24 protein-coding genes, 1 tRNA gene and 1 pseudogene are annotated in these 25,689 nt (G+C 62.9%); 12 read left to right on the top strand and 14 right to left on the bottom strand.

Going from position 1 to position 25,689, the window contains the following annotated elements; translation table 11 throughout:
- Positions 1–215: 215 nt before the first annotated feature.
- From AC0QUY_RS36840 to AC0QUY_RS36810, 7 genes are all read right to left on the bottom strand, one after another.
- Entirely contained in the window at positions 216–422 is a 207-nt protein-coding gene (locus AC0QUY_RS36840; protein ID WP_057838027.1) for a hypothetical protein, read from the bottom strand.
- A gap of 98 nt (positions 423–520) precedes the next feature.
- Positions 521–1,714 carry a hypothetical protein gene (locus AC0QUY_RS36835; protein WP_475390922.1) on the bottom strand — a complete coding sequence of 398 codons (1,194 nt, stop codon included), beginning with the start codon at positions 1,712–1,714 and terminating at the stop codon, positions 521–523.
- An 11-nt stretch (positions 1,715–1,725) separates the two neighbouring features.
- Complete coding sequence (locus AC0QUY_RS36830; protein WP_475390916.1) at positions 1,726–2,766, bottom strand: hypothetical protein; 1,041 nt, start codon at positions 2,764–2,766, stop codon at positions 1,726–1,728.
- 225 nt (positions 2,767–2,991) lie between these two features.
- The gene (locus tag AC0QUY_RS36825) at positions 2,992–3,267 is read right to left on the bottom strand and encodes a YiaA/YiaB family inner membrane protein (protein ID WP_475390913.1); all 276 of its coding nucleotides are present in this window, start codon (positions 3,265–3,267) and stop codon (positions 2,992–2,994) included.
- A 796-nt stretch (positions 3,268–4,063) separates the two neighbouring features.
- Complete coding sequence (locus AC0QUY_RS36820) at positions 4,064–4,546, bottom strand: hypothetical protein (protein WP_475390911.1); 483 nt, start codon at positions 4,544–4,546, stop codon at positions 4,064–4,066.
- 56 nt (positions 4,547–4,602) lie between these two features.
- The gene (locus AC0QUY_RS36815) at positions 4,603–4,878 is read right to left on the bottom strand and encodes a YiaA/YiaB family inner membrane protein (RefSeq protein WP_057851999.1); all 276 of its coding nucleotides are present in this window, start codon (positions 4,876–4,878) and stop codon (positions 4,603–4,605) included.
- 44 nt (positions 4,879–4,922) lie between these two features.
- The gene (locus AC0QUY_RS36810) at positions 4,923–5,618 is read right to left on the bottom strand and encodes a PspA/IM30 family protein (protein WP_475390909.1); all 696 of its coding nucleotides are present in this window, start codon (positions 5,616–5,618) and stop codon (positions 4,923–4,925) included.
- Positions 5,619–5,719: 101 nt separating this feature from the next.
- On the opposite strand from AC0QUY_RS36810, the gene AC0QUY_RS36805 reads away from it, so the two are divergent.
- The gene (locus AC0QUY_RS36805; RefSeq protein ID WP_475390907.1) at positions 5,720–6,328 is read left to right on the top strand and encodes a TetR/AcrR family transcriptional regulator; all 609 of its coding nucleotides are present in this window, start codon (positions 5,720–5,722) and stop codon (positions 6,326–6,328) included.
- 21 nt (positions 6,329–6,349) lie between these two features.
- Here the strand turns inward: AC0QUY_RS36805 and AC0QUY_RS36800 are convergent, their stop codons facing one another.
- The 4 genes and pseudogenes from AC0QUY_RS36800 to AC0QUY_RS36785 form a co-directional block, all read right to left on the bottom strand.
- Complete coding sequence (locus tag AC0QUY_RS36800; RefSeq protein WP_475390905.1) at positions 6,350–6,877, bottom strand: hypothetical protein; 528 nt, start codon at positions 6,875–6,877, stop codon at positions 6,350–6,352.
- Between the two features lie 159 nt (positions 6,878–7,036).
- On the bottom strand, positions 7,037–7,450 hold the full coding sequence (locus AC0QUY_RS36795) for a Rieske (2Fe-2S) protein (RefSeq protein ID WP_161849862.1): 414 nt from the start codon (positions 7,448–7,450) through the stop codon (positions 7,037–7,039).
- Positions 7,451–7,459: 9 nt separating this feature from the next.
- A pseudogene (locus AC0QUY_RS36790) lies at positions 7,460–8,574 on the bottom strand (amidohydrolase family protein).
- 24 nt (positions 8,575–8,598) lie between these two features.
- On the bottom strand, positions 8,599–9,660 hold the full coding sequence (locus AC0QUY_RS36785; protein WP_475390920.1) for an amidohydrolase family protein: 1,062 nt from the start codon (positions 9,658–9,660) through the stop codon (positions 8,599–8,601).
- A gap of 228 nt (positions 9,661–9,888) precedes the next feature.
- On the opposite strand from AC0QUY_RS36785, the gene AC0QUY_RS36780 reads away from it, so the two are divergent.
- From AC0QUY_RS36780 to AC0QUY_RS36755, 6 genes are all read left to right on the top strand, one after another.
- Positions 9,889–10,380, top strand: coding sequence for a hypothetical protein (locus AC0QUY_RS36780; protein WP_371419360.1), 492 nt, complete (start codon positions 9,889–9,891; stop codon positions 10,378–10,380).
- A gap of 233 nt (positions 10,381–10,613) precedes the next feature.
- Positions 10,614–12,359, top strand: coding sequence for an FAD-dependent oxidoreductase (locus AC0QUY_RS36775; RefSeq protein ID WP_475390903.1), 1,746 nt, complete (start codon positions 10,614–10,616; stop codon positions 12,357–12,359).
- Between the two features lie 66 nt (positions 12,360–12,425).
- The gene (locus tag AC0QUY_RS36770; protein WP_475390902.1) at positions 12,426–12,896 is read left to right on the top strand and encodes a hypothetical protein; all 471 of its coding nucleotides are present in this window, start codon (positions 12,426–12,428) and stop codon (positions 12,894–12,896) included.
- A 119-nt stretch (positions 12,897–13,015) separates the two neighbouring features.
- The gene (locus AC0QUY_RS36765; RefSeq protein WP_475390901.1) at positions 13,016–14,524 is read left to right on the top strand and encodes a glucan biosynthesis protein G; all 1,509 of its coding nucleotides are present in this window, start codon (positions 13,016–13,018) and stop codon (positions 14,522–14,524) included.
- Positions 14,512–16,656: a glucans biosynthesis glucosyltransferase MdoH gene (mdoH, locus tag AC0QUY_RS36760; RefSeq protein ID WP_475390899.1), complete on the top strand. Its 2,145-nt coding sequence runs from the start codon at positions 14,512–14,514 to the stop codon at positions 16,654–16,656. The genes AC0QUY_RS36765 and mdoH overlap by 13 nt, the downstream gene beginning before the upstream one ends.
- Before the next feature lie 126 nt (positions 16,657–16,782).
- Entirely contained in the window at positions 16,783–18,549 is a 1,767-nt protein-coding gene (locus tag AC0QUY_RS36755) for an adenylate/guanylate cyclase domain-containing protein (RefSeq protein WP_475390898.1), read from the top strand.
- 263 nt (positions 18,550–18,812) lie between these two features.
- On the opposite strand, the gene AC0QUY_RS36750 is transcribed toward AC0QUY_RS36755, so the two are convergent.
- Together AC0QUY_RS36750 and cpdR are read right to left on the bottom strand one after the other, a co-directional pair.
- A tRNA-Val gene (locus AC0QUY_RS36750) sits at positions 18,813–18,887 on the bottom strand.
- Positions 18,888–18,989: 102 nt separating this feature from the next.
- The gene (cpdR, locus tag AC0QUY_RS36745) at positions 18,990–19,349 is read right to left on the bottom strand and encodes a cell cycle two-component system response regulator CpdR (protein WP_027539837.1); all 360 of its coding nucleotides are present in this window, start codon (positions 19,347–19,349) and stop codon (positions 18,990–18,992) included.
- A 319-nt stretch (positions 19,350–19,668) separates the two neighbouring features.
- Here cpdR and AC0QUY_RS36740 point away from each other — a divergent pair, with 319 nt between their 5' ends.
- The 5 genes from AC0QUY_RS36740 (at position 19,669) to AC0QUY_RS36720 (ending at position 24,617) form a co-directional block, all read left to right on the top strand.
- The gene (locus tag AC0QUY_RS36740; RefSeq protein WP_475390897.1) at positions 19,669–20,556 is read left to right on the top strand and encodes an N-formylglutamate amidohydrolase; all 888 of its coding nucleotides are present in this window, start codon (positions 19,669–19,671) and stop codon (positions 20,554–20,556) included.
- Between the two features lie 572 nt (positions 20,557–21,128).
- Positions 21,129–21,908, top strand: a complete 780-nt coding sequence (gene hisN / locus AC0QUY_RS36735; RefSeq protein WP_475390895.1) for a histidinol-phosphatase — start codon at positions 21,129–21,131, stop codon at positions 21,906–21,908.
- Between the two features lie 22 nt (positions 21,909–21,930).
- A complete protein-coding gene (locus AC0QUY_RS36730) occupies positions 21,931–22,458 on the top strand; it encodes an isochorismatase family protein (RefSeq protein ID WP_475390893.1) in 528 nt (175 codons plus the stop codon).
- Positions 22,459–22,561: 103 nt separating this feature from the next.
- The gene (locus AC0QUY_RS36725) at positions 22,562–23,542 is read left to right on the top strand and encodes a Bug family tripartite tricarboxylate transporter substrate binding protein (RefSeq protein ID WP_475390891.1); all 981 of its coding nucleotides are present in this window, start codon (positions 22,562–22,564) and stop codon (positions 23,540–23,542) included.
- A 109-nt stretch (positions 23,543–23,651) separates the two neighbouring features.
- The gene (locus AC0QUY_RS36720; protein WP_475390890.1) at positions 23,652–24,617 is read left to right on the top strand and encodes a Bug family tripartite tricarboxylate transporter substrate binding protein; all 966 of its coding nucleotides are present in this window, start codon (positions 23,652–23,654) and stop codon (positions 24,615–24,617) included.
- A gap of 40 nt (positions 24,618–24,657) precedes the next feature.
- On the opposite strand, the gene AC0QUY_RS36715 is transcribed toward AC0QUY_RS36720, so the two are convergent.
- The gene (locus AC0QUY_RS36715; RefSeq protein WP_475390889.1) at positions 24,658–25,551 is read right to left on the bottom strand and encodes a LysR substrate-binding domain-containing protein; all 894 of its coding nucleotides are present in this window, start codon (positions 25,549–25,551) and stop codon (positions 24,658–24,660) included.
- Between the last annotated feature and the right edge of the window lie 138 nt (positions 25,552–25,689).

The raw sequence follows: 25,689 nt of genomic DNA, 5'->3' as shown, positions 1-25,689 counted from the left end.
GCACCGACCGCGGCGGCACGCTGCGCTACGCATGGCTCCGCGCGCCGCCACTCCACCGAATACAAAATTCACATCCAAGCCACCAGTCGGCACGCTTGACTCAAAAGCCCTCATATGAGGGTGGGCAGAGCGAAGCGTGCCCACCATCGCGAGCGCGGCATTGAGTGGTGGGCACGTCGCTACGCGCCTTTGCCCACCCTACGAACCGCGAACCTCTAAAGCGTCACCTGCTTGTCGCCGCATTGCTTGCAGGTGTATTTGACGCGGGTTTCGCCCTTTTCCGCCTGGACGCGGTTGGGCGCGCCGCATTTGCCGCAGACCGCCTCGATCCGGGTGTTACCCTGTTTGACGACGATGGCCTTCTTTGCCATCGTCTCGCGGATCAGGCGCTCGGCCTCCTCGCGCATCGCTTGCTTCGACATCGGCCTGCCCCGTCATGAACGCTACGGCCGCGGTCTTATCACAGTCTCGATGCATTTCGTAAGTCGCGCGTGAAAAATCTCGTGACGAATACGGAATGTCACGTCGTCTCCGGCGTCAGCGCCAGCAGACGCCGCACCAGCGCCAGCGCGGTTTCGGTGGCCGGATCGGCCGAAATCACGGGAACCGCGAGCGCGATGACGTCGATCGGATCGTGCGAGAGGACGATGAGATGTGTCGCGCTGTTGGCCGCCAGCAGTGACACCACGCGCTCGACGGCAGGATCGGACGATGTCAGGCCCCACGGCGCGTCGGGACGGCGCAGCACCCGCCGGCTCGACAGGAAATCGCGCAGCAACGGCGGATCGTAAGTCAGGAGTTCGCTCTCCCGATAACGCCGGGCACTCTCGAAGATCGGATGGCGCGCGAGTTCCGCTATCAGCGCATCGCGCGTCTGGGCCGGCGAGACCGCGACGGAATTGAGAACGCCGGGCACCTGCGCTTCGAAGTGGGCGCGCAACGCGTCCACCATCAGCCCGATGGTGAGAACGCCTGCGATGGCGATGGCGCAAAATCGCATGACCTGCGCCGCATCGGCATCCGGCGCGACAAACGCCGCGGCAATCCCGAGAAGCGCCGAACTCGACAGCCGCAGGACTGTCAGCGCCTGACGCTGCGTTTCCGCACCACGTTCCGCGATCAGGATCGCTGTCACTACGAGCAGCGCCCCCAATGCTCCGAGCCTGACCGGGATGTCCGGCACCAGCACCCTGAAATCGGTGACGATGAAGGGAATGACCAGAACGGCGCCCACGGCGAGGCGAGCGATGCTGCGATTTTCCGACGCCATCAGCGTGGTCCGGTCGCGCGTCGCCAGCAGCCAGGCGCAGATGGCGAAACCGCCAAGCTGGAACAACGCAAGCAGCATGGCGGCGGGCATTGCGAGGGTTTCCAGTCCGGCAGCGCCGGCGAGACCAAGCGCGATGCCGCCGGTCAGAATTGCGATCTTGGCCCATCGCGGGGCATGACGCCGCAAAATGCCTTCGGTGACGATCAATCCGCCGAGCGGGATCAGCGCAGCCGGAATCGCCGACAAATTATTTAGCACCGCGCTGCCGCTCCACCACGCCGTGCCACGCACCAGGAACAGCGACGCGATAATGCCAAGCGCGACCAGAAGCCGCCGGGTCAGCGGACCCTTGGGATCGCGCCGGTGGAGCGTGACCATGGCGACGCCAAGCCCGATCGCGCCGCAGAAATTGACGATGGAATCGGCGATCATGCCAGATGTCATTTCACCTAGCGTCATCGGCCGTTCCCCAGCCATGGGCGCAGGCTGCCGAACGGACGCGTATCGTCGAACCAGTAAACCACCGGCAGTATCAGCCGCTGCAGCGCCAGCACGGCGGAGGCCGCGAGCAGCGCCGGCAACGAGCCGGCCGGCACATCCTGCTGGATGTAGCGGCGCGCGCCGGCAAGATCGATGCGACCAATCTGAAGGACGTCGTCGCCCCTTCCGTAATCGAGTTCGCGCGCGCACCAGGCGTTATATTGCTCGTCGCGATGCTTCGGCGCGACTTCGAAGGTTTTCTTCAGCGCGTCCGATCCGCCGGTATAGGCATTGGTGATGACAAACCGGGCCTCGTCAAAACCGGCTTCCTCACCCACGCCGAACACGGCGCGATGACGGGACATGATGCCGCGCGCCAGTTGCAGATGCGCAAAGCTCTGGCGTGCGTCCGGATGCGGCGACGGAAAGACATCGGAAAAGGTCTGGCTGACCATGCCGACCACCGACGGCACCTGCGTGACGTTCGAGATCCATTTCGGACGCAGGCCGTCACGGACAAACAGAACCAGTGCCGTCAGGCCATACAGCACCCAGGAGAGCCCCTGCCCGCGCTCATCGGGATCGACCATGACAAGGCCGAGATGCGTGACCTCCACCGGCTCGCCGTCAAGTTCGACTTCCATGACCGACAGCGCGTTGAAGGCGATCGGCCGCCCGGTCGCTTCCTCGGAGATCAGCGTAACGATAGCACGCGAAAGCCGTTCGCGCTCGCCGGAGAATATGCCGTAGGTAAGGTCCTCCTCCGGCAACGACTTGGCGGCGACGACGCGCAGTTGCGACACCAGTGCGTCGAGTTCGGCTTCGGAGAGCGACAGGCCGGGGGCCTCGACAATCCGCGTGACCAGCCCGGAATGGGTGCGCAGGGCAAGATCGATGGTGGGCTGGCGCAGCGCCTTCAGCCAGAAAGCGGCGTAACCGCGCAGGCGCCCGGCGGTGGACCCGACCTGCGCCAGACCGCGACGTATCGCCGAATTATCGCTCCAGAAAGACGCCATGCGACCCGCCTGCACCGGGGCCAAACTTGTGCGCCCCGCCCGTTAAGGACCCATGATTGCGGCGAGTTGCGGCTGCAGCAAGGTAAACGATGTATTGAATGCGTCGAACGCCCCACAAGATACGCAAACGGCGGATGCGCAAGCACCCGCCGCCTGCCTTCGCCAGGACCGCGCCACAGGATACGCGGCTTGGTTTTACGAAGCCTTGATCTACGACGCCTTGATCTACGAAGTCTTGGAAACTTCCATCAAGAGCCGCTCGGCCTTGGCATCCTCGATGCGGTTGACCATCCGGCTGCTCTCGTGAACGTCGCGGACCGTCTTGGTCAGGGTGACGCAGGACTGAATGAGCATCACGATGCCCATCGCGAGGTAGCCCTTGATCCAGAGATCGACGGGGAGAAAGTAGACGCCGATCGCGACCAGGAAGGCTGAGGCGCCGAACGAAGCGTAGGTGAAGGTGACCCAGGCATTGCTGTGATGCGGGGAATTCTGATTCATGGCGCCATCCTGCTGATGATAATATGCCGATCGAAAATCGCAGACCGCTTGCGTGGGTTTCGCGCATTCAATTGCGCGACTTAACCCGTCCGAGTTTCTGCACCCGCGTCAGTTAACAAGCTATGAGCCGAGCATCTTCAGGTTGTTCGAAGGTAAACGATATCTTGAGCGGCCGCATCAAAAATGATTGATGCAGGAACGGCCGACGCCTGCCGGATCAGGCCGGTTGGCTGCGACGATTGTGCGAGAGCAAGGAGCAGGCACCAGCGGAGAGTGCCCCGATGATTACGATCGGAATCAGCGAGCACAGCGGCGGTGGCACCACCTTGTTCCCCAGTTGAACCCACAAACAGAGGCTTAGTCCGACGGCAACGGCCCCCCCCCCCCGGCGATTGTGGTCAAAGGCACCCGCAAAGAAATGGGCACGATATAGGTCAGGACTCCGTCAATAGGTCCGGTAGCCGCACATATGATCAGGCTGAAGAAAAACACAATGTGAATGGGGTAAATGTCGACGGGAGCTCCCCCGGCCGCGACGGCCGCCACCAGCAATGCAGCGAAGACTCCGAATACCGGACCCAGCAAAACGAACACGAGCGCTCTTCGCAGTCCGGGCGAAATCGGATGCCCGTGGCTACCATCATTCTGAGCAGGATTCTCAAAAGGCATGGGCATTCCTTTGGTGGGGAACGAAAGGACGGGCCCATCCCGGACAAGCAAAACGGGGTGCCGAGATCCCCGCCGTCCGCCCTCGCTAACCGCCGTGACAGGTTACGCGATCTGCAGCATCCCTTCTTCACGCACTGACCGGTTCAAGGGAATGCTGCTGCCGGCCTTTATAGTCGTGCGACAACAACGAACATGCGCCCATCAGGACAGCGCCGCCAATGGCGAGCGTCAGCACGATTGATGACGGCAACAAACTACTGAACAGCACAAGGGCTTCGCCCGTGGCAATCGCCGCTCCAACCATCGCGGTCAGGTACGCCCGCAATGAGATCGACAAAACGCTAAGATATCCATCCGCAAACCCTGCGGTCACCGACGCCGGCAAGGTGACGACGGCCAGCACCACCGCGCATAAGGCTGCGAGGTCCACGGATTTTCCACCAAAGATGGCGACACACGACAAGAAGACGATGACAAACACCGACACCGGTGCCACCACGAGGAATACGAACGCTCTTTTCATCGAAGCCGACTTTCTAGCAAAATGTTGAGCGGCTTGATCATCGAAGCCGGCGAACAGACGGCGGATGCCGAGGCACCCGCCGCCCATCCTCGCCAGCACCGCGTCACAGGTTACGCGGGCTTCGAAATCAGGCAGCTTTGAAATCAGGCGGCCTTGGAAACTTCCATCAGCAGCCGCTCGGCCTTGGCGTCCTCGATGCGGTTCACCAGCTTGCCGCTCTCGTGCATGTCGCGCACGGTCTTGGTCAGGGTGACGCAGGACTGCACCAGCATGACGATGCCCATCGCCAGATAGCCCTTGATCCAAAGATCGAGCGGCAGGAAGAACACGCCGATGGCGACCATGAAGGCGGAGGCAGAGAATGAGACATAGGTGAAGGTAACCCAGGCACCGCTGTGGGGTTGGACATTCTGGTTCATGATAATCTCCTGTTGATATGGGTTTTAATCGATCGGGTTCAGTGTCAGGCAGCTTGCGTGCGTTTGGCGTTCAGCCGCGCGAGCACGTCGTCCGCGGTTGATTTGAGCCGAGGGCCAAAGCCCTGTTCGGCGAGCTTTTCGGCGGTCGCCAGCGGACCGCTGGCCGCGTCGAGTTCGATCAGTGCGTCGGCGGCGGCCTGGGCCTCGATCTGCCGCTCGCGCAGGCGCTTCAGCGTGTTCTCCGCTTCCGGCAGCGTGGATTCGTAAGGACGTGCCGCTTCGATGCCGCCCCTACGAAGATTGCGAACTGCTTCGGCCGCACGGGCGATGCGACGGCCGCGCTCGAGCTCGGTGATCCGCGCCTCGGCAGTGCTGACCTGACGCTTCATTCGCGTGATTTCAGTCGCGAACAGCGTCCGCGCGGTCATCGCGGCATCGCGGTCGGCTTCGAGATTGGCGATCGCCTGCGCCGCCTCGCGGGCGAGATCTTCCCTTCCGCCATCGAGCGCAGCGGTGGCGCGAACTTCGAGGTCGGCGATCCGCGCGTTGGTGGCGTCGAGACGGCGGCCTTCCTGCTGGTCGCCTGCGATCGCCAGCGCCAGCGAGCGCTTGGAACGTTCGACGGCGGCCGCCGCATCGCGCATCTGCTGATCGAGAATGAGCAGCGCCGCGCGGTCTTCCAGTTCTTCCCCCGCGACAGCCACGCTGCCCCGGAAAAGCGTCAAAACAGTTTTGAACATCGGTAGCTCCCTGTGTTATGAGCACTGCTCATGAATTAGTTGTAGCACATCGTGAGCATTGCTCAAGAATTATTTTGAGCGGCGCTCAAGACAGGTGGAAAATGTCCAAGGCATTGGAAAGACGAGCCATTCACCGAGAATCCTTGATTCTGGCCGGGGAGCGACGGATTGCCGCAGATGGATTGGCGGGTCTAAAAACCCGCGATCTGGCCCGGGACATCGGCGTCGCCAACGGCGCGGTCTACAATCTCGTCGAGGACGTCGACGAACTGATCCTGCGGGTCGGATCGCGCACGCTGGCGCGCCTCGACGCCGCGCTCACATCAGCCGAAGCCGACGGCCCCGCCTCCCCTCGCGAAACGCTGGTGCGTATCGCGGTCGCCTATTGCGATTTCGCCGCCGAAAATCTCGAACTATGGCGTGCGCTGTTCGAGCATCGGATGGCGCCGGGCAAGCCGGTGCCGGAATGGGCGATCAGCGAACAGATGGATCTGTTCCGCCACATCTATCACCCGCTCGCCAAACTCTTTCCGATGCGAACGCCGGCCGAACTCGGCGTGACGGCGCGAAGTCTTTTCTCGGCTGTGCACGGCATGGTGCTGCTCGGGCTCGAACAGAAGCTGATCGCGGTGCCGGTCGAGGCACTGCGCGAAGAGATCGCGGCTATCGTGCGCGCGATGGTCGATGGGCTGACGGGGAAGTCTGATTAGACCTCGAAGATAACGTCACAGTCAGTCTCGATCGTCGCGGTCGTGCTCCTGCAGGCGTTTCCATGGATCCTCGCCTCTTGGAGGCTCGCCCGGGCCGTAATTCTCCACGATCAAATCTTCAAGCCAGACTTGGCCGTGCGGGCCGGCGACGCGCTTCGAGCGCAATGGGCTGGTCCAGTTGCACACCTCGGGTTGATAGAACACATAGCGGCTGCTCTTCGCCACGATCGCGAAGAAGAGGTAGGCGCGGCCCGGCTCGAAGTAAAATTCGCAATCCATGTCCTTGTAGACGTCCAGCAGCCTGACGCGGGCGGCCAGTTTGTCGGCCCCCTTCCAGACGCGATCGACGTCTACGGTCCAGGTGTGACCTTTCACGTCCAGCACGTTGCCGATGAAGACGTACTGAGTGCGTGCAAAACCCTCGGCAGGCGAGATCGAATCGCACGTGCAGGCATGCGCGACGTCGGCCGCCGTCGCCGACAGACACAGCAAACCGACGAGCCACGCGAGAACCTTCAAGGGCGGCCGCCACAACATGCGATGAGTCATATCCATCTCCCGCTAAGGAGTTCAGTCAAGGTGCAGGCCGTTATGTCGCGCCGCGATCGACACAAGCCGTAGGGTGGGCAAAACGAAGCGTGCCCACCATTGCGAGCAGAGTGCTGGATGGTGGGCACGGCGCAAGTGCGCCTTTGCCCACCCTACGGACTACATCTCGACAATCACGTAGCTGTCCTCGACATGCACCGGAAACGTCTCGGCCACGTAAGGACCCTTCTGCAGTTCCTCGCCGCTTTCGACTGCTACCGGATACGAACGCACCTTCACCCGCTTCGGATCGAAATACGATTGCCCATTGCGCATGTCGAATTCCCAGCCGTGCCACGGGCAACGCAACAATTCGCCGACGCGCGAGCGCTGATAGACACCCGGCTCCGGCGAGGTCAGCCGCGCCACGCAGGCAGCCTTTTCCAGCGGCGCGCCCTCATGCGGGCAGCGATTGAGCAGCGCGAAGAACTCGCCATTGACGTGGAACACGACGATGTCACGGCCCTCGACGCCAAAGACCTTGTTGCCGCCGGGCGGGATGTCTGTCGTGCGGGCGACGATGTGACGGGCCATGTGATCCTGTTAGAGCTTGTAGAGCGCGCGCGCGTTGCCGTTGAAGATTTTCCGGCGCTCGTTTTCCGTCAGCGGCGTCTTGAAGGCATAGCGCGGATCGTCGAAATCCCAATGTGGATAGTCCGACGAGAACAGCAGACGATCGGCACCGACCCATTCGATCAGCGAGCGCAGATGCTTTGCCTCATCGGGCTCGTCGATCGGCTGCGTCGTGAACCAGAAATGCTCCTTCACATACTCTGAAGGCCGCCGCTTGAGATGCGGCACCTCGCTGCGGAACGCCTCGAAATGCCGGTCCATGCGCCAGGTGGCCGATGGGATCCAGCCAAAGCCGCCTTCGATGAAGACGATCTTCAGATTCGGGAACCGCTCGGGCACGCCTTCGAGCACGAGGCTGGTGAGCTGCGCCGCCATGGTGTGCGCGTTCGACTGGTGCTCCTCGACATAATAAGACGGCCAGCCGCCGCCGGTCGGCGCATGCCCGCCATAGCCGCCGACATGAATGCCGAGCGGCAAGCCCAATTCCTGCGCGCGGGCATAGATCGGCCAGTAGCGGCGGCGGCCGAGCGGCTCGTTGGCGCGCGGGCAGACATTGATCTGCACATAGCGGCCGATCCTGGCGCAGCGCTCGATCTCGGCGATCGCGAACTCTCTGTATCGTCCTGCCCGGCGAGGATCGAGGCTTTCAAGCGCGGATCGCGGTCGGACCAGAACGCAAGCTGCCAGTCATTGATGGCGCGCTGGACCGCGGCGCCAAATTCCAGGTTCTGCTGCGAGAAGATGAAGAGATCGAGCACCTGCAAGATGCCGTACTCGACATCGAGCGGATCGAGGTGCTGCTTGCGCATGAAATCGAGATCGGAGCCCGGCGGCCCGCCGGTCGGCGGCCAGGCGTCGCGGCGCGCGATCAGCGGCGAGGAGCGCGGATAGGGTGTGGTGCCGATATAGGGCGTGCGCAGATGGCTGCCATAGGTGCGCAAATGCTCCTGCCAGCGCCTCGGCATGAACTGCTCGATATCGGCATGCGCATGAATGCTCGGATGCACATCGCAATCGATGATGCGCAGCCGGCTCTGGGCGGCGATTTCCTCGCCGAGAATGGGGCGGTCGATGACGTCACTCATGCGATCCTCCTTGGAATTTATGGTTCACGCGGCAAGCTTCAGCCGCGGAAACGTCTCAAGCGGGTTATCGGCGCACATGCGCGAAGCAATGCTGGCTGGCAGATGCGGCGGCATCGGATCATCGCCGTCGAATTGCCAGTGCGGATAGTCCGACGCGAACAGGAACATCTTGTCGGAGCCGATCTGCTCGATGACATCGGCGACGCCAGCGGCATCCGGCGGACCATCAAACGGCTGCATGGTGACGCGGACATGGTCGCGAATGATCGCGGCCGGCTCGCGCTCGACCCAGGGCACCTCGACGCGCACGCCGCGCCAGGTCTTGTTGGCGCGCCACATGAAGGCCGGCAGCCAGCTCACGCCGGATTCCATCAGCACGACCTTGAGATCGGGGAATTTGCCGAACACACCCTCATAGATCAGGCTCAGGAGCTGGGCCTGAAACGCCTGCGCTTCGGCGAGATAATATTCGTAGCGATAGGACGGCCAGCCGATCGAGCTTGGCGCGGTGCGATAGGCGCTGCCGGCATGGATCGCGACCGGCAGCTTGTGTTTCGCGGCCGCCTGCCACACCGGCCAATAGTGCCGGCGTCCGAGCAGCGTCTCGCCCTGCGCCAGCACCAGCACGGAGACGAAGCGGTTGTCGCCGGCCCTGCGCTCGATTTCCTCCACTGCCAGATCCGGCGCCTGCAAGGGCAACACGATCGACGCACTCAGCCGCGAATCCTTCGAAAGCCATTCGGCCGCGATCCAGTCGTTGATCGCCTTGCAGAAGCCGGCCGCCATATAGGAATCGAACACCGCCTGCGCGCCATAGACGACATTGCAGATGGCGTGGCTCGCACCGAGCTGGTCGAATGCGCCGCGCTGCACCATCTTGAGCTCGCCGCCCGGCTTGCCATTGGCGGGACGCCAATCGGCGCGGCCGGTGAACGGCATGTTGGGCGGATAGGAGTTGAGATCGAGGCCGTCGATGGCGCGGCTGACCACCTGTTCTTTCCAGTGGTCGTCGAGATAGGGCAGCAGCGTGGTGCGGGTGCCGCCCACCGCGGGATGGATATCGCAGTCGATCCGCGTGGCCGCCATGGAGGTTCCTCGGGATTTCGTCTTGCCAGCGATCTTGGTGTCGCGGCCGCAACTGTGACGCCGATGCGGGGACGGCGCAAGCGCATAACTGGAGGGCCGCTCTGCCTTGGATGCACGCCGCATTTCCCTTCTCCCCTTGTGGGAAAGGGAGGACCGTGGTGCGATTGACAGGCGAAGCCATCCCAATCCAGATATTCGCGCAAGGGGCGCGTCGAATTGAGGAACGAAATGCAACTGAAATTTGGCAGGCCGGCTATTCTCGCCGTCGCGCTCCTCACATGCAGCGTGTCCACCGCATCGGCCGCCTCCGCAACGGCGAGCGGACAGGCCGCACTGGCGCTCGCGGGCGTCGTGGCGCTCTATTCGCCGCTACTCACCTCGGATGAACGGGAAGCCGTCTCGGCGCTCTTCGTCGGACAGTCGGGCGTGCGCTACGCCAGGAAGATTTCGGTCACGGCGGACAAGATCGTCTGCCGCGTCAGCAATGTCGACATCACCGCGCGCACCTGCGAGCTGACATTCAAGGGCGCCAAGCAGACCATCACCGGACGGCGGGCCAGCGAAGTCTTTGCAACCGAAGCCATGGCCGGCGTTCCCCCTGACGGCACCGCCGGATCGGTGTCCGAAAGCCTCTCGAAGCTGAACTGCACGCTCGACCCCGCCGAGATCAGGAAAAAGGCGGGCGGTGGCGCCGACTGCTCGTTCGAGACGGGGAATTGAACGCTCTTTCCCTTCTCCCCTTGTGGGAGAAGGTGGCATAGGCAGCCTTTGGCCGCCGTCTCTTAGAACGCCGATGCTTCGCATCGGCTACGGCGCCGGATGAGGGGTTCTCTCCGCGGAGACAGACCCCTCATCCGTCTCAATCGCGCTTTGCGCGATTGATCCACCTTCTCCCACAAGGGGAGAAGGAAGAAGTGCCCGCGCGATTGACAGACAAATCCGATCACCTCCAAATGTCCACCCAAGATCGGAAAAAGGCAGATCGCGTGGCGGGCAACGAGCAGGAAACTTACGAATGCGACGCGCTGGTGATCGGCTCGGGATGCGGCGGCCTGTCGGCGGCGGTCACCGCCGGACACCACGGCCTCGATGTTCTCATCGTCGAGAAGGAGCCGCGCTTTGGCGGCACCACCGCGCGTTCCGGCGGCTGGCTGTGGATTCCCGGCACCTCGTTGGCGAAGGCCTGGGGTATCGAGGAAGGTCCGGAGCAGGCGAAGACCTATCTGCGCCATGAGGCCGGCAACAGCTTTGATGCCGCGCGCGTCGATGCGTTTCTCTCCGCCGGTCCCGAAGCCGTGGATTTTTTTACCAGCAAGACTGCGGTGCGCTTCGACATGCCGCTGACGTTTCCGGATTATCACGCCGAAGCGCCCGGTGGCGCGCAGGGTGGCCGATCGATGGTGGCGCGGCCGTTCGATGGCCGCGAACTGGGCGAGCATATCAAGCATCTCGGCAGTCCCCTCCCCGAACTCACGGTGTTCGGCATGATGCTGGGCTCCGGCAAGGACATCGTCCATTTCATGCGCGCGACCAAATCGCTGACCTCGGCGATCTACGTGGCGAAGCGGCTGTCGAAGCATGCGATGGACGTGATGCGCCACGGTCGCGGCATGACGCTGACCAACGGCAATGCACTCGCCGGGCGGCTGGCGAAATCCGCGTTTGAGTTGAAGATACCGCTGTGGCTGTCATCGCCGGTGCATGAACTGATCGTCGAGGATGGCGCAGTGCGTGGCGCGGTCGTCGAACGCCACGGAAAGCTGGTGCGCGTCAACGCCAGGCGCGGCGTGGTGCTGGCCTGCGGCGGCTTCCCGCACGACGTCGCACGGCGCAAGGCGATGTTTCCGCACGCGGGCGATGGCACCGAGCATTTCTCGCCCGGTCCCGTCGGCAACACCGGCGACGGCTTGCGACTGGCCGAGACGGCGGGAGGCCGTATCGAAGACACCTTACCGAATGCCGCGGCCTGGGTACCGGTGTCGATCACCGAGCGCAAGGACGGCTCCAAGGGCGTGATGCCACACTTCATCGACCGCGCCAAACCCGGCGTCATCGCCGTGATGCGCAACGGCAAGCGCTTCGCCAATGAAGGCAACTCCTACCACGACTTCGTGCAGGCGATGGTCAAGGCGGCGAAGCCCGGCGAAGAGATCACGGCTTTTCTCCTGTGCGATCACCGCGCCTTGCGAAAATATGGTTTGGGATGCGTGCCGCCGTTTCCGATGCCGCTACGCCATCATCTCGCCACCGGCTATCTCAAGCGCGGCACCACGCTTGCTGAACTCGCCGACCGCACCGGCATCGACCGACAAGGCCTCGAGGCAACCATCGCCGAGTTCAACGCGTCAGCCGCGGAAGGGCGCGATCCTTCATTCGGCAAGGGATCGCGCGCCTATAACCGTTACCAGGGCGATGCGCTGCACGGCCCGAACCCTTGCGTCGCACCGATCAAGGACGGACCGTTCTATGCCATCAAGCTGGTGATCGGCGATCTCGGCACCTATGCCGGCATCAAAACCGACCAACATGCGCGGGCGCTAGACGAACACGGGCAGCCGATCGCCGGTCTGTACGCCGCTGGCAACGACATGGCGAGCATCATGGGCGGCAACTATCCCGGCGCCGGCATTACGCTGGGGCCCGCGCTGACGTTTGGCTACATCGCAGGGAAGCATCTCGCGAACGCGGCTGCGCCCTAGAAATATCCGTAAGCTGGAACGAACGCCGGTGGATACGATTGTCTCAATCGAACTGGAGATCGTTCCATGCGTGCGCCTCACTTTTGCGCTGCCCTCGTCGCTTTGAGCTTCGTTCCAACGCTCGCCATCGCGGCGAATACGGAGTGGCGGCAATATGTGATCGCGGGTGCCGGAACCAGCGTCGACATGCCGGTCTCGATCTTCAGCAGCGACGCCGGACCGCCCGAGGGTGGAACCGGGCGGCGGTTTTTCACCGAAGACCGCCGCGCCGACCTGACGGTGCAGTCCGTTCCCAATCCCGAGAACGATTCCCCTGCCACGTTCCTGGCGAAGCAAAACCCGCCGGCCGGCATCATCTACAAGCGGATCACGCCGGACTTCTTTGTCGTCTCCAGCATTCGCAAGGACCGGATCTGGTACAACCGCTGCAACCGCGGCAACGGCACCATGACCTGCGTGCTGATCAATTATCCCGCCGCAGAAAAACGCCAGTGGGACGGCGTGGTAACACGGATCAGCCACTCGCTGCGAAGCTAGCGCCTCCGACTGAATCTTAGGCACATCGGGAAAAAGCGGCATTTCGGTTCCGAAACAGGGAACCGTCCCGTGTGCACTGCGTTGCCGAAGTCGTCGTTCAGTAATCGCGAGGTTGTTTCGTGAATCGCAGGGATTTCCTCGCTGCTTCTGCGTTGCCGTTGGTAACCGGCGTAGCGTCCGGGCTTCTGTCCACCGCACAAGCGCAGCCGGCGCCGTTCGACCGATCGATCGTCCGGCAAATCGCGCGCGACCTCGCAGGCAAGCCGTACAAGGCGCCCAGCGAGAAGCTGCCCGACAATCTCGCCAATATCGACTACGACCGTTATCGGGCGATCCGGTTCTTGCCGGAGCGCGCGCTGTGGCGCGGCGAAAAGCTGCCCTTCGAAGCGCAGTTTTTTCATCGTGGATTCTTCTACAAGAACCGGGTCGACATCTTCGAAGTGAAGGACGGCCAGGCGGCACCAATCGCCTACCGGCCGGACCTGTTTTCGTTCGGCGATCTGGCACCGCCCGGCCCGGCAGTCGATCTCGGCTTTGCCGGCTTCCGGCTGCATGCGCCGATCAACAAACCCGACTATTATGATGAAGTCTGCGTCTTTCTCGGCGCCAGCTATTTCCGCGCCGTGGCCAAGGGACAATTGTACGGTCTTTCGGCACGGGGACTCGCGATCAACACAGGCGAAGCGAAGGGCGAGGAATTCCCCTTCTTCAAGGCGTTCTGGATCGAGAAGCCGGCGCCGGGCGCCAACTCGATTGTCGTGCACGCCCTGCTCGACAGCGAGAGCGCCGCGGCGGCCTACCGCTTCACCATCCGCCCCGGCGACACCACGGTGTTCGACGTTGAAATGGCGATCTATCCCCGCGTCGATCTGCAACAAACCGGCCTCGCGCCGATGACCAGCATGTTCTTCTTCGGGCCGAACGACCGCAAGGACGTCGAAGATTTCCGTCCGTCGGTCCATGATTCAGACGGTCTTGCGGTTTTCAACGGCCGCGGCGAGGAGCTGTGGCGGCCGTTGCACAATCCACGCGATCTTCAGATCTCTTCGTTTGCGGATCTCAATCCGCGCGGCTTCGGCCTGATGCAGCGCCAGAGGGATTTTGCCGCCTATCAGGACCTGGAATCGAATTTCGAGCGACGACCGAGCCTGTGGGCCGAGCCGATCGGCGATTGGGGCGAAGGTGAAGTGAAGCTGCTCGAAATTCCGACCAAGGAAGAGATTCACGACAACATCGCATTGTTCTGGCGCCCCAAAGCGGCGTTGCCGGCCAAGGGCGAGCATACCTACACCTATCGTTTGCACTGGGGCCCGGGTGCCCCCAAGCCGACATCGCTGGCGCGATTTTCCCGGACCGGCATCGGCGTACGAGGCGACAACGCGGCGCTGTTCGTGCTCGACGTGACTGGCGAGAGGCTGAAATCCGTCAATCCGCAAAGCTTGCGCGGCGTGGTGACGGCCGAGAAGGCCAAAATCCAGAACATCGTCACCCAGCCAAATCCGGCGATTGGCGGCTGGCGGTTGAGCTTCGAGCTTGTGAAGGAAAAGGCCCCGGTCGAACTCCGCGCATCGCTGATGCAGGACAATGAAGCGGTATCGGAGGTCTGGGTCTATCGATGGACACCTTAGCGAATACCCGCGGCTCGCGTACGGCCCGCGCTATTCCCTTGAACGAATTTCTCCCGCCGGAATCGCCGATGGACATGGCGGCCCAGCCGTTGCGGCGGTTCGAGCCGCCACCTGCCCCGCGCTTTGCGTCGATGTGGGCTCGGCGCGCATTCATCCTTGCCGGCACCACGGTCCTGACGTCGGCGGGCTGCTACGAAATGTACCGGGTTCTTCAGGTCGGCGGCATCACGGTTCTGGAGTCGATCATCCTTGTGCTGTTCGTGCTGCTGTTCGCCTGGATCGCGTTTTCCTTCATGTCGGCGCTTGCCGGCTTCGCGGTGCTCTTGACACGAAGGAAGAACGAGCTCGGCATCGACCCGGCCGCGCCGCTGCCAGCGATCCACAGCCGGACGGCGATGCTGCTGCCGACCTACAACGAGGACCCCTACCGAGTGCTGGCGCGCCTGCGCGCGATTTATGAATCGGTCGAGGAGACCGGGCACGGTGCCGCGTTCGACTGGTTTGTTCTCAGCGACACCACCGATCCCGCAATCTGGATCGCCGAGGAGAAATGCTTTCTGCAGCTTCGACGGGACGTCGGCAGCGCGGCGGCGATTTTCTATCGCCACCGGCCCGAAAACATCGCGCGCAAGTCCGGCAATATCGAGGAATGGGTCAGGCGGTTCGGCGCCGCCTACGAATGTATGTTGATCCTGGATGCCGACAGTTTGATGACCGGCGACACCGTCGTTCGCTTGGTCGCCGCCATGGAGGAACATCCAAAGGTGGCGCTGGTTCAGACGCTGCCGATTATCGTCAATGCGCGATCCCTGTTCGCCCGATGGCAGCAATTCGCAGGCCGCCTGTACGGCCCGATGCTGGCCGCCGGGATTGCTTGGTGGCACGGCTCGGAAGGCAATTACTGGGGACACAATGCCATCATTCGCGTCCGCGCCTTTGCGCAGTGTGCAGGTCTTCCCGAACTCAGCGGCCGCAAGCCGTTCGGCGGTCATATTCTCAGCCACGACTTCATCGAGGCGGCGATGATGCGGCGGGGCGGATGGGCCGTCCACATGGCGCCGACGCTTCGAGGCAGCTACGAGGAGTGTCCACCGTCGCTGTCGGATTTTGCCGCCCGCGACCGGCGATGGTGTCAAGGCAACCTGCAGCACCTCGCGTTGCTTCCCGCGCGCGGCTTTCACTGGGTTTCGCGGCTTCATTTGCTGACCGGCATTGGATCGTATCTCACCGCGCCGCTCTGGCTGATCTTTTTGACGTTGGGAATCCTGGTGTCGTTGCAGGCGCAATTCGTCCGGCCCGAGTATTTTCCAAAGGGATATTCGCTGTTTCCGACCTGGCCGGCGCAGGATCCGATCCTGGCGGCATGGGTGTTCGTCGGCACGATGGGCATGCTGATCGCGCCAAAGCTGCTCGCCTTCATCGTGCTTCTCACCGATCGCGACACGCGAAGGAAGTTCGGCGGCGGCTTTCGGGTGCTGGCCGGCATCGTCACCGAGACGATCCTTTCGGGCCTGACCGCGCCGGTCATGATGATCTTCCAATCTTCTGCCGTTGCGGAAATCCTGTTTGGGCGCGATGCGGGGTGGCAGGTTCAGCGCCGCGACGATGGCGTGGTCTCCCGCCGGGACACCGTCAACACCTATGCGGTACCGACTTTATTTGGGCTCGTCATGGCCATCAGCGCCTACGCGGTGTCGCTACCACTATTGCTCTGGATGATGCCGGTGATTCTCGGCCTGTTGCTTGCTATTCCAATGGCCATCCTGTCGTCGTCGGTCGATCCGAGCCGGGTCCCCGGATTGTTCAGGACGCCCGAGCAGACCGCGCCACCGATCGTACTGGCGAGGGCCAACGAACTGGCCAACGCGCCGCGTTCGCTGCTTTCCTGTCCGCTGCACGAGCTGCACCGCCACGCGGACTTGCGCGAGGCGCACTTGAATAACTTGCCTGGCCAGCGGCCGCGAAACCGCGGTGATGTCGACCCGCATCTCGCGATCGCGCGCGCAAAGATCGAAGATGCCGAGAGCTTCGACGAGGCAGCCGGATATCTGAGCCGTCGCGAGAAATTCGCGGTGCTCAATGCGCCTTCGATTCTTGCAGGCTTGTTGGCGTTGCCCGACCATCGAGCATGAGACAAACTACCTTCGAATTACCTCATCATTGCAATCTAAAGTGGGGATCCACTGGGATGACGCTGGCGTCCGTCTCGTCTTGGCCGGCGCGGCAAATCTGCTAGACTACCCGTCAGCGAGGCGAAAATGGACGCGCCCGGACCCGAGCGAAGGCTCGCTGCGGTCCTTGCCGCCGACATGGTCGGCTACAGCCGGCTGATGGAGGTCGACGAGGCGGGGACACTCGCACGCCTCAAAACCCATCGGCTCGAGCTCATCGATCCCTCGATTGCCAAAAACCGGGGCCGCATCATCAAGACGACCGGCGATGGCATGCTGGTGGAGTTCCACAGCGTCGTTGACGCGGTATCGTGCGCCGCCGAGGTGCAGCGCCGGATGGCGCGCCGCAATTCCGACGTGTCGCCCGCGCGGTGGATCCAGTTCCGCATCGGCATCAATCTGGGCGACGTGATCATCGAGGAGAACGATATCTTCGGCGATGGCGTCAACGTCGCGGCGCGTCTCGAAGTGCTTGCCGATCCGGGCGGAATCTGCGTCTCGGGTGCGGTGCGCGATCAGGTTGGCGACCGGCTTGGCGACATCGTCTTTGTGGATATCGGCAACCAGACCGTCAAGAACATCAGCCGTCCGATCCACGTCTTTCGGGTGCGGCTGGAACCGGATGCCGCCGAGGCGCCCGCGAGCGGCAAGGACGGCGCGACAGCGACGACCACGACGCGAAAACCGTCCATCGCCGTGCTGCCGCTGGTCAACATGAGCGGCGATCCCGAGCAGGAATTCTTCGCCGACGGCCTCACCGAGGATATCATCACCGAACTGTCGCGATTCCGCGACCTGCTCGTCATCTCGCGCAATTCGACCTTCGTGCACAAGGGCAAGGCGGTGAATGTGCAGGAAGTCGCACGCGCGCTCGACGTCGAATACGTGCTGGAAGGCAGCGTGCGCAAGGTCGGCGATCGTGTCCGCGTCACGGTGCAGCTCATCGATGCGCAAACCGACCGGCACGTATGGGCGGAACGCTATGACCGCAAGCTCGAGGATATCTTTGCGATCCAGGACGAGGTGACCGGCGCAATTGTTGCCACCCTTCCCGGCCGCGTCGAGGCCGCCACGCACGAGCGCGCGAAGCGCCAGCGGACCGACAACATGGCGGCCTATGAGTGCGTGCTGGCCGCCAAGGTGCTGCACCACCGCTCACAGCGGGAGGCCAACGCCGAAGCGCAGGCCCTGCTCGAACGCGCGCTTGCGCTTGATCCGGACTATGCGCACGCCCACGCATGGAAGGCATGCGTACTGGGCCAGACGTGGGTTTATGGCTGGTGCGAAGATCGCGACGCCACCTTCCAGCAGGTGGCCGACGAGTTGCAGATCGCGCTGGCGCTCGACGACAACGACAGCGACGTTCACCGCATCCTGGCCGCGGTGAACCTGACGCGCAACGATCATGAAAGAGCGGCTTACCATCAGGAGCGGGCACTCGCGCTCAATCCGAACTATGATCTCGTCGTGGTGCAGCAGGGCGAGTTTCTGACCTGGCTGGGGCGGCCGGAAGAAGGCATCGACTGGATCAAGAAGGCGATGCGCCTCAACCCGTTTCATCCCGAACGCTTCTGGAACCACCTCGGTCGCGCATATTATTGCGCGGAGAAATATGCCGACGCGGCCGAGGCGTTCGCGCGGATCACGCGGCCCGACTTCACCCATCACGCCTTCCTTGCCGCCATCTTCGCGCAGATGGGCGACGGCGTTGCGGCTGCCGCACATGCCGCCGAGGTCGTCAAGCTCGAGCCGGGTTTCTCGGTGGCCAACTATCTCGCCACCCAGCACTACAAACAGGCGGCCGACCGCGCCCGCCATGAGGCGGGGTTGCTCAAGGCGGGGTTACCGGCGTGAGGTTGGTTGCAACCAAATCGTGATGGCTGAGTGCGTGAGCCTGTCTCGACTGCTAGGAGCCGGCAGTCCGTCTTCGCTTTCACTTCGTTCAAGCTACGCCGGACACGCTCCGACCTGACGGCCTTCGCGTGGCTTGCCCAGCCGTAGCGTGCGGCACGAGCCCGCCTTCGCCAAGTGGCTTCGGCGCGGCAGCCTTCGCTTGCTTCGCTACGATAGGACTGAGTGTGGCTTGCCTAGCCGTAGCTTGCGAAGCAAGCGAAGGCTGGTGGGCACGACAGGGATCGAACCTGTGACCCCTACCATGTCAAGGTAGTGCTCTCCCGCTGAGCTACGTGCCCTAAAGTCCGTATTGGGTGGGGTCCGTATATCGGCTCCAAAGCGCCCCCGCAAGGATACTTGGATGTATTTCTGGAGCGATTTTGACGGAAATGGAGGCCGAATCAGGCCGCCAGCATCTTGTTCACTTCGCTGACCAATTCGCGGAGGTGAACGGGCTTGGCCAGCACCTTGGCGTTCTTGGGTGCTTCCGAATCGGAATTGAGCGCCACGGCGGCAAAGCCGGTGATGAACATGATCTTGATGTCGGGGTCGAGTTCCGAGGCGCGACGCGCCAGCTCGATGCCGTCCATTTCGGGCATCACGATATCGGTGAGCAGCATCTCGAACGGCTCCTCGCGGAGCCGCTGATAGGCCGACATGCCGTTATCATGGGGCGAGACCTGAAACCCGGCGTTTTCGAGCGCCTTGACCAGAAAGCGGCGCATGTCGTTGTCGTCTTCGGCAAGGAGGATCTTGTGCATGGCGGTCAGTCGTCGAACCCGGCTTGGAGGATCATTCCGCTCACTAAGCCCGACAGAGGGTAAATTTCGGGTGAAGGTAACGGCTTCTTGGCGGCGGCAGGCGGCGCAAGTTTCTTTAGCGGCGCATATCAGGATCGATCAAGGCGGCGCTTTTCGGGCGATTGCGACACCTTCTAGGAGCACGGCGGCCTTTTTTCGCTTGGCAGAATGATTACGATTACGGACAATGCATCCTTACAAACCCTGCCCTTCACCGGCAAAATCGATCGCTTGATCGCTGCGGAAGGGAATGCGGAAATTCAAGGGACGGCGCCCCACGATGACCCAGTTTGATGGCGAGCTGTCGCCCCCGTTCGAGATCGTGGAGCCGGCGAGCTGGCGCGCGCCGATCATCTTCAACTCCCCCCATTCCGGCTCGGTCTATCCCCCGGCATTTCTCAACGCCTCCCGGATCGACCTTGCGGCGCTCCGCCGCTCCGAGGATTCGTTCATGGACGAATTGATCGGCGGCCTCTGCGAGCAGGGTTTTCCGACGGTGCGGGTCAATTTCCCCCGCTCCTATGTCGACGTGAACCGCGAGCCCTATGAGCTCGATCCGCGGATGTTCACCGGGCGCCTGCCGAGCTTCGCCAACACCCGCTCGATGCGGGTCGCCGGCGGCCTCGGCACCATCCCGCGCGTGGTCGGCGACGGGCAGGAAATCTATCGCGAGCGGCTTTCCGTCGACGACGCGCTGGGGCGGATCGAGGCGCTCTACAAGCCCTATCATCGGGCGCTGCGCCGGCTGATCAACAAGGCCCATCAGGCGTTCGGGACCGTGATCCTGGTGGATTGCCACTCGATGCCCTCGGTCGGCGTGTCCAGGGACGAGCCGCGGCGGCCCGACATCGTGATCGGCGACCGCTACGGCACCAGTTGCGCCAGCCTCCTGCCCGACGTCGTCGAAGAGATCATGAGCGGGCTCGGCTATTCGATCGGGCGCAACAAGCCCTATGCCGGCGGCTTCATCACGGAGCATTACGGCAACCCGGCGAGCGGACTGCACACCGTGCAGCTCGAACTCAATCGCGCGATCTACATGGACGAGCGGCGCCGCGAACGCAGCCCGCGCTTTGCGCAAGTGACCGCCGATTTTGTCGCGCTGGCTGACGCACTGGCGCAAGTGCCGCTGGGTGATCTCGGGCCGTTCCAGGCGGCGGCGGAGTAGAATTTTCGGCACTGTCATTCCGACGCGCACGCGAAGCGGGCGAGTCCGGAATCTCGAGATTCCCCGATGTGCTTGCACTCTGAGGTCTGCGCTTCGCGCATCCCGGAATGACTCCTGAAAAGAAAAAAGGGCCGCTTGAATGAACAAGCGGCCCAAGTCTAGGGAGGAAACGCCCAAGGAGGGCAGCGATAGCGCGAGGCGCTACCGCACCGCAACAATATGCGGCCGCGCTGCACAAAACGCAAGGGTTTTCGGATCGCTTCCGGTGCAAACCGGGTCAGTCTGGCGAATCGGCAACACAGCCGGTGACGGAAATTTATTCCAGTAATATCATACACTTACGTTCAGATCTGGGTGAGTTCCGTGTTCACTGCAGTGCTGGTATGCCAAAAATCGCGACTTCGTGATGGCGACGCTAACCAAAAATCCACGCCTAAACGAAGCCCGTTCGAAAGCCGATTCGAAAGCTAGGCCCCCAAAGACGGGTGGGAATAACGCCGCGTTGATCGTGCGCCGCCGCCCGGATTGGGATAGGCAATAGGCCGACATTTCTAGTGCGGTAAGGGACAGCCGTGACGGTCATCGATTTCACAGCGTTTATCGGGCGCCTTGCCACGGCTTCGGGCGAGACCATCCTGCCGTTCTTCCGGACCTCGCTCTCGATCGACAACAAGAGCGCGAGCGATTTCGACCCGGTCACGGAAGCCGACCGCGCCGCCGAAGCGGTGATGCGCCGCCTGATCAAAGCGAATTTTCCCCAGCACGGCATCGTCGGCGAGGAGTTCGGCAACGAGCGCCAGGATGCCGACTATGTCTGGGTGCTCGATCCGATCGACGGCACCAAATCCTTCATCGCCGGATTTCCGATCTGGGGCACTCTGATTGCGCTGCTGCACAAGGGCACGCCGGTGTTCGGCATGATGCACCAGCCCTATATCGGCGAGCGTTTTTCCGGCGACAGCGGCTCGGCGCATTATTCCGGACCGTCAGGCGAGCGAAGACTGACCACGCGCCGCTGCGCGTCGCTGAAGGAAGCGACCTCTTTCACCACCAGTCCGCTTCTGATGAGCGCCGCCGACCGCGAGATCTTCGGCCGGGTCGAGAACGCCGTGAGACTGTCACGCTATGGCGGCGACTGCTATTCCTACTGCATGCTGGCGGCCGGCCATCTCGACCTCGTGGTCGAGACTGAGCTCAAGCCCTACGACATCGCGGCCTTGATCCCCATCGTCACCGGCGCCGGCGGCATCGTCACCAACTGGGAAGGCAAGCCCGCCCAGAGCGGCGGCCGCATCGTCGCCGCCGGCGATGCCCGCGTGCATGAGGCCACGCTGAAACTGCTCAACAGCTAGGGACACAGCCGAACAGAGCCCGATGGATGCATTGATCGTCGTCGATATGCAGGTCGGGCTCCTTAACGGCGAGCCGAAGCACGATCTGCACGGTGTCATCGAGCGCATCAACCGGCTCGCCGCAAAAGTCCGCGAACGGTCCGGCACGGTCATCTTCGTCCAGCACTGCGGCGGCAAGGGAGATGATTTCGAGCCGGAAACGCGGGGCTGGGCGCTTCTGCCGGAGCTTCATCGGATCCCGGCCGATATTGTCATTCGCAAGACCCTGAACGATGCCTTCGCCGGCACCGACCTCATGGCGCGCCTGGAAGAGATCGCCCCAGACCGGATCTTGATCACGGGATGGGCGACGGATTTCTGTGTCGACGCAACCGTCCGGTCGGCCGTGTCAAACCATCATGATGTTGTCGTGGTGACCGACGGCCACACCTTGAGCGACCGGCCCCACCTCGACGCCGCCAGTGTCATTCGTCACCACAACTGGGTCTGGAGCAATCTGATCACCCGACGATCGGTCAGGCTCGCGCGTACGGACGAACTCCTGCTCTGACGAGGCTGCGCGCCCGCGGCCACCGACAGGACCTTGCATCGCGCGATTCCTCGCGTACGATGCAAGCCAACGCGCACGACAGATGCGCCATCGGGGAGCATTTATGAGACTGCTGAGCAGGCTGCTTGCTGGACTGACGCTGCTATTATCGCCCGTATTGCTACCAGTCTTGGCTTCTGCGCAGGATTTCCCCGCAAAACCGATCAAGCTGATCGTGCCATTCCCGGCCGGCGGCCCCAACGACATCATCGCGCGCGTGATCGGCCAGCGCATGTCCGAGATTGCCAAGCAGCCGGTGCTGATCGACAACCGCGGCGGCCAGGGCGGCGTGCTCGGCACCGACGCGGTCGCAAAAGCCCCGCCCGACGGCTACACCATCGCGATCTCGAGCGCGGGCGCGCTCGCCATCAGCCCGAGCATGGAAAAGGTCGCCTACGACACGCTGAAGGATTTCGCGCCGGTGACGCTGGTCGCCACCGTGCCCGAAATGCTGGTGGTCGCGACCAACGTCCCTGCCAAGGACATGAAAGAACTGATCGCGCTCGCCAAGGCGGAGCCGGGCAAACTGAATTTCGCCTCTTCCGGTCCCGGCAGCCTGCCGCATCTGGCGGGCGAATTGTTCAAGCTGACGGCCAACATCGACATCGTGCACGTGCCCTACCGCGGCGCCGCGCCGGCGGTGAACGACCTGCTGGGACAGCAGGTGCAGATGACATTCCTCGATTTGCCGGTGCTGTTGCCGCAGATCAAGGCGGGCGCACTGCGGCCGATCGCGGTCGGCGCGCCTGAGCGGGCGCCGACGGCGCCGGAGGTACCGACCACCGCCGAAGCCGGAATGCCCGGCATGATCATCGAGAACTGGTATGGCATGGTGGCGCCCGCCGCCACGCCACCGGCGATCATAGCTAGCCTGCACAAGATCACGACCGAAGCGATGCGAGACCCGACCGTGAAGGAGAAGCTCGCGGCCCAGGGCGCAACGCTGGTCGGCGACTCGCCGGAACATTTCCGCCGCTTCACCGACAGCGAAACCAAGAAGTGGGCGAAGGTGATCAAGGACGCGGGAGTCGTGACAACGAAGTGAACATTTCGACACGGACAACGCATCCCTGACGATGGCTGCACTGAAGACTGAATAGCCGGGACTGGCACGCTTCGTGCCGACCGGCCACGACAAGTGACCGGAGGCTTTCATGAAGGCTCTTCGCGTGCTCCTTACCGGATTGTCCGTGCTGCTGCCGGCGATGGCGGCCGCGCAGGATTTTCCCAGCAAACCGATCAAGCTGATCGTGCCGTTCCCACCCGGCGGCCCCAACGACATCATCGCGCGCGTGGTCGGCCAGCGCATGTCGGAAATCGCCAAGCAGCCGGTGGTGATCGACAATCGCGGCGGCCAAGCCGGCGTGCTCGGCACCGATACGATCGCCAAGGCAGCCCCCGACGGCTACACGATCGGAATCGTGAGCGCGAGCGCACTGGTCATCAACCCGACGATGGAAAAGGTGCCTTACGACGTGGCGAAGGATTTTGCGCCCGTCACGCTGGTGACGACAGTGCCAGAGATGCTGGTCGTCGCCAGCAACGTGCCCGCCAGCAATATGAAGGAACTGATCGCGCTCGCGAAGACACAGCCCGGGAAACTCAATTTCGCATCCGCCGGTGTCGGCGGCATGCCGCATCTTGCCGGCGAACTACTCAAGCAGACGGCGGCAATCGACATCGTGCACGTGCCCTACCGCGGTGCTGCGCCCGCCATCAATGATCTGCTCGGCCAGCAGGTGCAGATGGCGTTTCTCGATCTGCCGGTGCTGTTGCCGCATATCAAGGCGGGCACCCTGCGCCCGATTGCGCTGGGCGCGCCGAAACGCGCGCCTACCTCACCCGACGTGCCGACAACGGCGGAGGTCGGCATGCCCGATCTCCTGATCGAAAACTGGTACGGCATGCTCGCGCCGGCCGGAACGCCCGAGAGCGTCGTCAACATCCTGAACCGCGTCGCCAACGAGGCGATGAACGATCCGCAGGTGAGACAGAAGCTCGCCGATCAGGGTTTGACGGTCGCCGGCGACACGCCGGGGCATTTCCGCGACTACATCGGAAGCGAGACCCAAAAGTGGGCGCGCGTCATCAAGGCCGCCGGCCTTGCCTCTGCCAAGTGAAGCCGCAGGGCTTCCCGGACCTCCGCATTCGCTCTCCTGTTCAACGTGGCGCAGCTTTGCGCAAGTGCTCGGCCAGTTGCTGCGCGGGCTTGGGCAGCGACCGAAAACTCCGCGCACAGATCACGAGCTTCCGGTTGGCCCAGGAATCCCTGATCCTGATGACATTGATCTTCATCGATCGCGCGCATCGTTTCGCCGCGACCTCGGGCATCACGCCGATCCCGATGCCCGCGGCGACCATTTGGCCGATCGCATCGAAACTGTTCAGCCGCGCGCGAAAGCGCAGACGTGCGCCGAGACGCGCCGCATGTCCACTGATATGAGTGTGCAGCGCGATCGAGCTGATCAGACCGACGAAATCGCGCTCCACCACTTCGCTGAAATCGACCTGCCGCCGGTTCGCCAGTTCGTCGTGCCGCCCGGCAACCAGCACCAGGCGATCCTCGCTGAACGGCATCCGCTCGATATTGTCGGCAAGTGCGTGCTCGGCGGCGAGCCCCAGATCGACGGAACCGATTACGATAGCGCGAGCGATTTCCGCGCTTTCGCGCTCCTCCACGTCGATCGAAATGTGAGGATGCGCGGCGAGGAAGGCAGCCAGCGCCTTCGGCAGATACTCCGAAAGCCCCGACGTGTTGGCGAGGAAGCGGACAGTGGCCTTTGCGCCGCGGGCAAACGCTGAGAGATCGCCGCGCATTGCCTCTACATTGTGGAGCACCACTCTCGCGTGATCGAGCAGGCTTTCACCGGCCGGCGTCAGTTCGACGCCGCGCCGACCACGCGTCAACAGCGCAACGCCAAGCGCTTCTTCCAGCCCCTTGATGCGCTCACTCGCCGAGGCCAGTGCAAGATGAACCTTCGCCGCGCCGTTGGTAATGCTGCGCGTCTCCGCCACCGCAACGAAGAGTTGAAGATCGACCAGATCAAAGCGCATCGGGATTCCTTGCGGCCTACTTGACCGTCATTGCGAGCGAAGCGAAGCAATCCATGGCGCAGCAGAACGGATAGATGGATTGCTTCGTCGCTTACGCTCCCTTGCGCAAACGCTTCGCGTTTGTCGCAGGCAATGACG

Source organism: Bradyrhizobium sp. WYCCWR15520 (assembly GCF_056174665.1).
Note: the sequence above shows the minus strand (reverse complement) of the source record. Positions and strands in the feature narration are given on the sequence as shown.

What these genes read in the sequence shown, in the direction of transcription:
- AC0QUY_RS36840 (WP_057838027.1), bottom strand. Translation starts at nt 422, where the DNA reads ATGTCGAAGCAAGCGATGCGCGAGGAGGCCGAGCGCCTGATCCGCGAG.
- AC0QUY_RS36835 (WP_475390922.1), bottom strand. Translation starts at nt 1,714, where the DNA reads ATGACATCTGGCATGATCGCCGATTCCATCGTCAATTTCTGCGGCGCG.
- AC0QUY_RS36830 (WP_475390916.1), bottom strand. Translation starts at nt 2,766, where the DNA reads ATGGCGTCTTTCTGGAGCGATAATTCGGCGATACGTCGCGGTCTGGCG.
- AC0QUY_RS36825 (WP_475390913.1), bottom strand. Translation starts at nt 3,267, where the DNA reads ATGAATCAGAATTCCCCGCATCACAGCAATGCCTGGGTCACCTTCACC.
- AC0QUY_RS36820 (WP_475390911.1), bottom strand. Translation starts at nt 4,546, where the DNA reads ATGGGCGGCGGGTGCCTCGGCATCCGCCGTCTGTTCGCCGGCTTCGAT.
- AC0QUY_RS36815 (WP_057851999.1), bottom strand. Translation starts at nt 4,878, where the DNA reads ATGAACCAGAATGTCCAACCCCACAGCGGTGCCTGGGTTACCTTCACC.
- AC0QUY_RS36810 (WP_475390909.1), bottom strand. Translation starts at nt 5,618, where the DNA reads ATGTTCAAAACTGTTTTGACGCTTTTCCGGGGCAGCGTGGCTGTCGCG.
- AC0QUY_RS36805 (WP_475390907.1), top strand. Translation starts at nt 5,720, where the DNA reads ATGTCCAAGGCATTGGAAAGACGAGCCATTCACCGAGAATCCTTGATT.
- AC0QUY_RS36800 (WP_475390905.1), bottom strand. Translation starts at nt 6,877, where the DNA reads ATGACTCATCGCATGTTGTGGCGGCCGCCCTTGAAGGTTCTCGCGTGG.
- AC0QUY_RS36795 (WP_161849862.1), bottom strand. Translation starts at nt 7,450, where the DNA reads ATGGCCCGTCACATCGTCGCCCGCACGACAGACATCCCGCCCGGCGGC.
- AC0QUY_RS36785 (WP_475390920.1), bottom strand. Translation starts at nt 9,660, where the DNA reads ATGGCGGCCACGCGGATCGACTGCGATATCCATCCCGCGGTGGGCGGC.
- AC0QUY_RS36780 (WP_371419360.1), top strand. Translation starts at nt 9,889, where the DNA reads ATGCAACTGAAATTTGGCAGGCCGGCTATTCTCGCCGTCGCGCTCCTC.
- AC0QUY_RS36775 (WP_475390903.1), top strand. Translation starts at nt 10,614, where the DNA reads ATGTCCACCCAAGATCGGAAAAAGGCAGATCGCGTGGCGGGCAACGAG.
- AC0QUY_RS36770 (WP_475390902.1), top strand. Translation starts at nt 12,426, where the DNA reads ATGCGTGCGCCTCACTTTTGCGCTGCCCTCGTCGCTTTGAGCTTCGTT.
- mdoH (WP_475390899.1), top strand. Translation starts at nt 14,512, where the DNA reads ATGGACACCTTAGCGAATACCCGCGGCTCGCGTACGGCCCGCGCTATT.
- AC0QUY_RS36755 (WP_475390898.1), top strand. Translation starts at nt 16,783, where the DNA reads ATGGACGCGCCCGGACCCGAGCGAAGGCTCGCTGCGGTCCTTGCCGCC.
- cpdR (WP_027539837.1), bottom strand. Translation starts at nt 19,349, where the DNA reads ATGCACAAGATCCTCCTTGCCGAAGACGACAACGACATGCGCCGCTTT.
- AC0QUY_RS36740 (WP_475390897.1), top strand. Translation starts at nt 19,669, where the DNA reads ATGACCCAGTTTGATGGCGAGCTGTCGCCCCCGTTCGAGATCGTGGAG.
- AC0QUY_RS36730 (WP_475390893.1), top strand. Translation starts at nt 21,931, where the DNA reads ATGGATGCATTGATCGTCGTCGATATGCAGGTCGGGCTCCTTAACGGC.
- AC0QUY_RS36725 (WP_475390891.1), top strand. Translation starts at nt 22,562, where the DNA reads ATGAGACTGCTGAGCAGGCTGCTTGCTGGACTGACGCTGCTATTATCG.
- AC0QUY_RS36720 (WP_475390890.1), top strand. Translation starts at nt 23,652, where the DNA reads ATGAAGGCTCTTCGCGTGCTCCTTACCGGATTGTCCGTGCTGCTGCCG.
- AC0QUY_RS36715 (WP_475390889.1), bottom strand. Translation starts at nt 25,551, where the DNA reads ATGCGCTTTGATCTGGTCGATCTTCAACTCTTCGTTGCGGTGGCGGAG.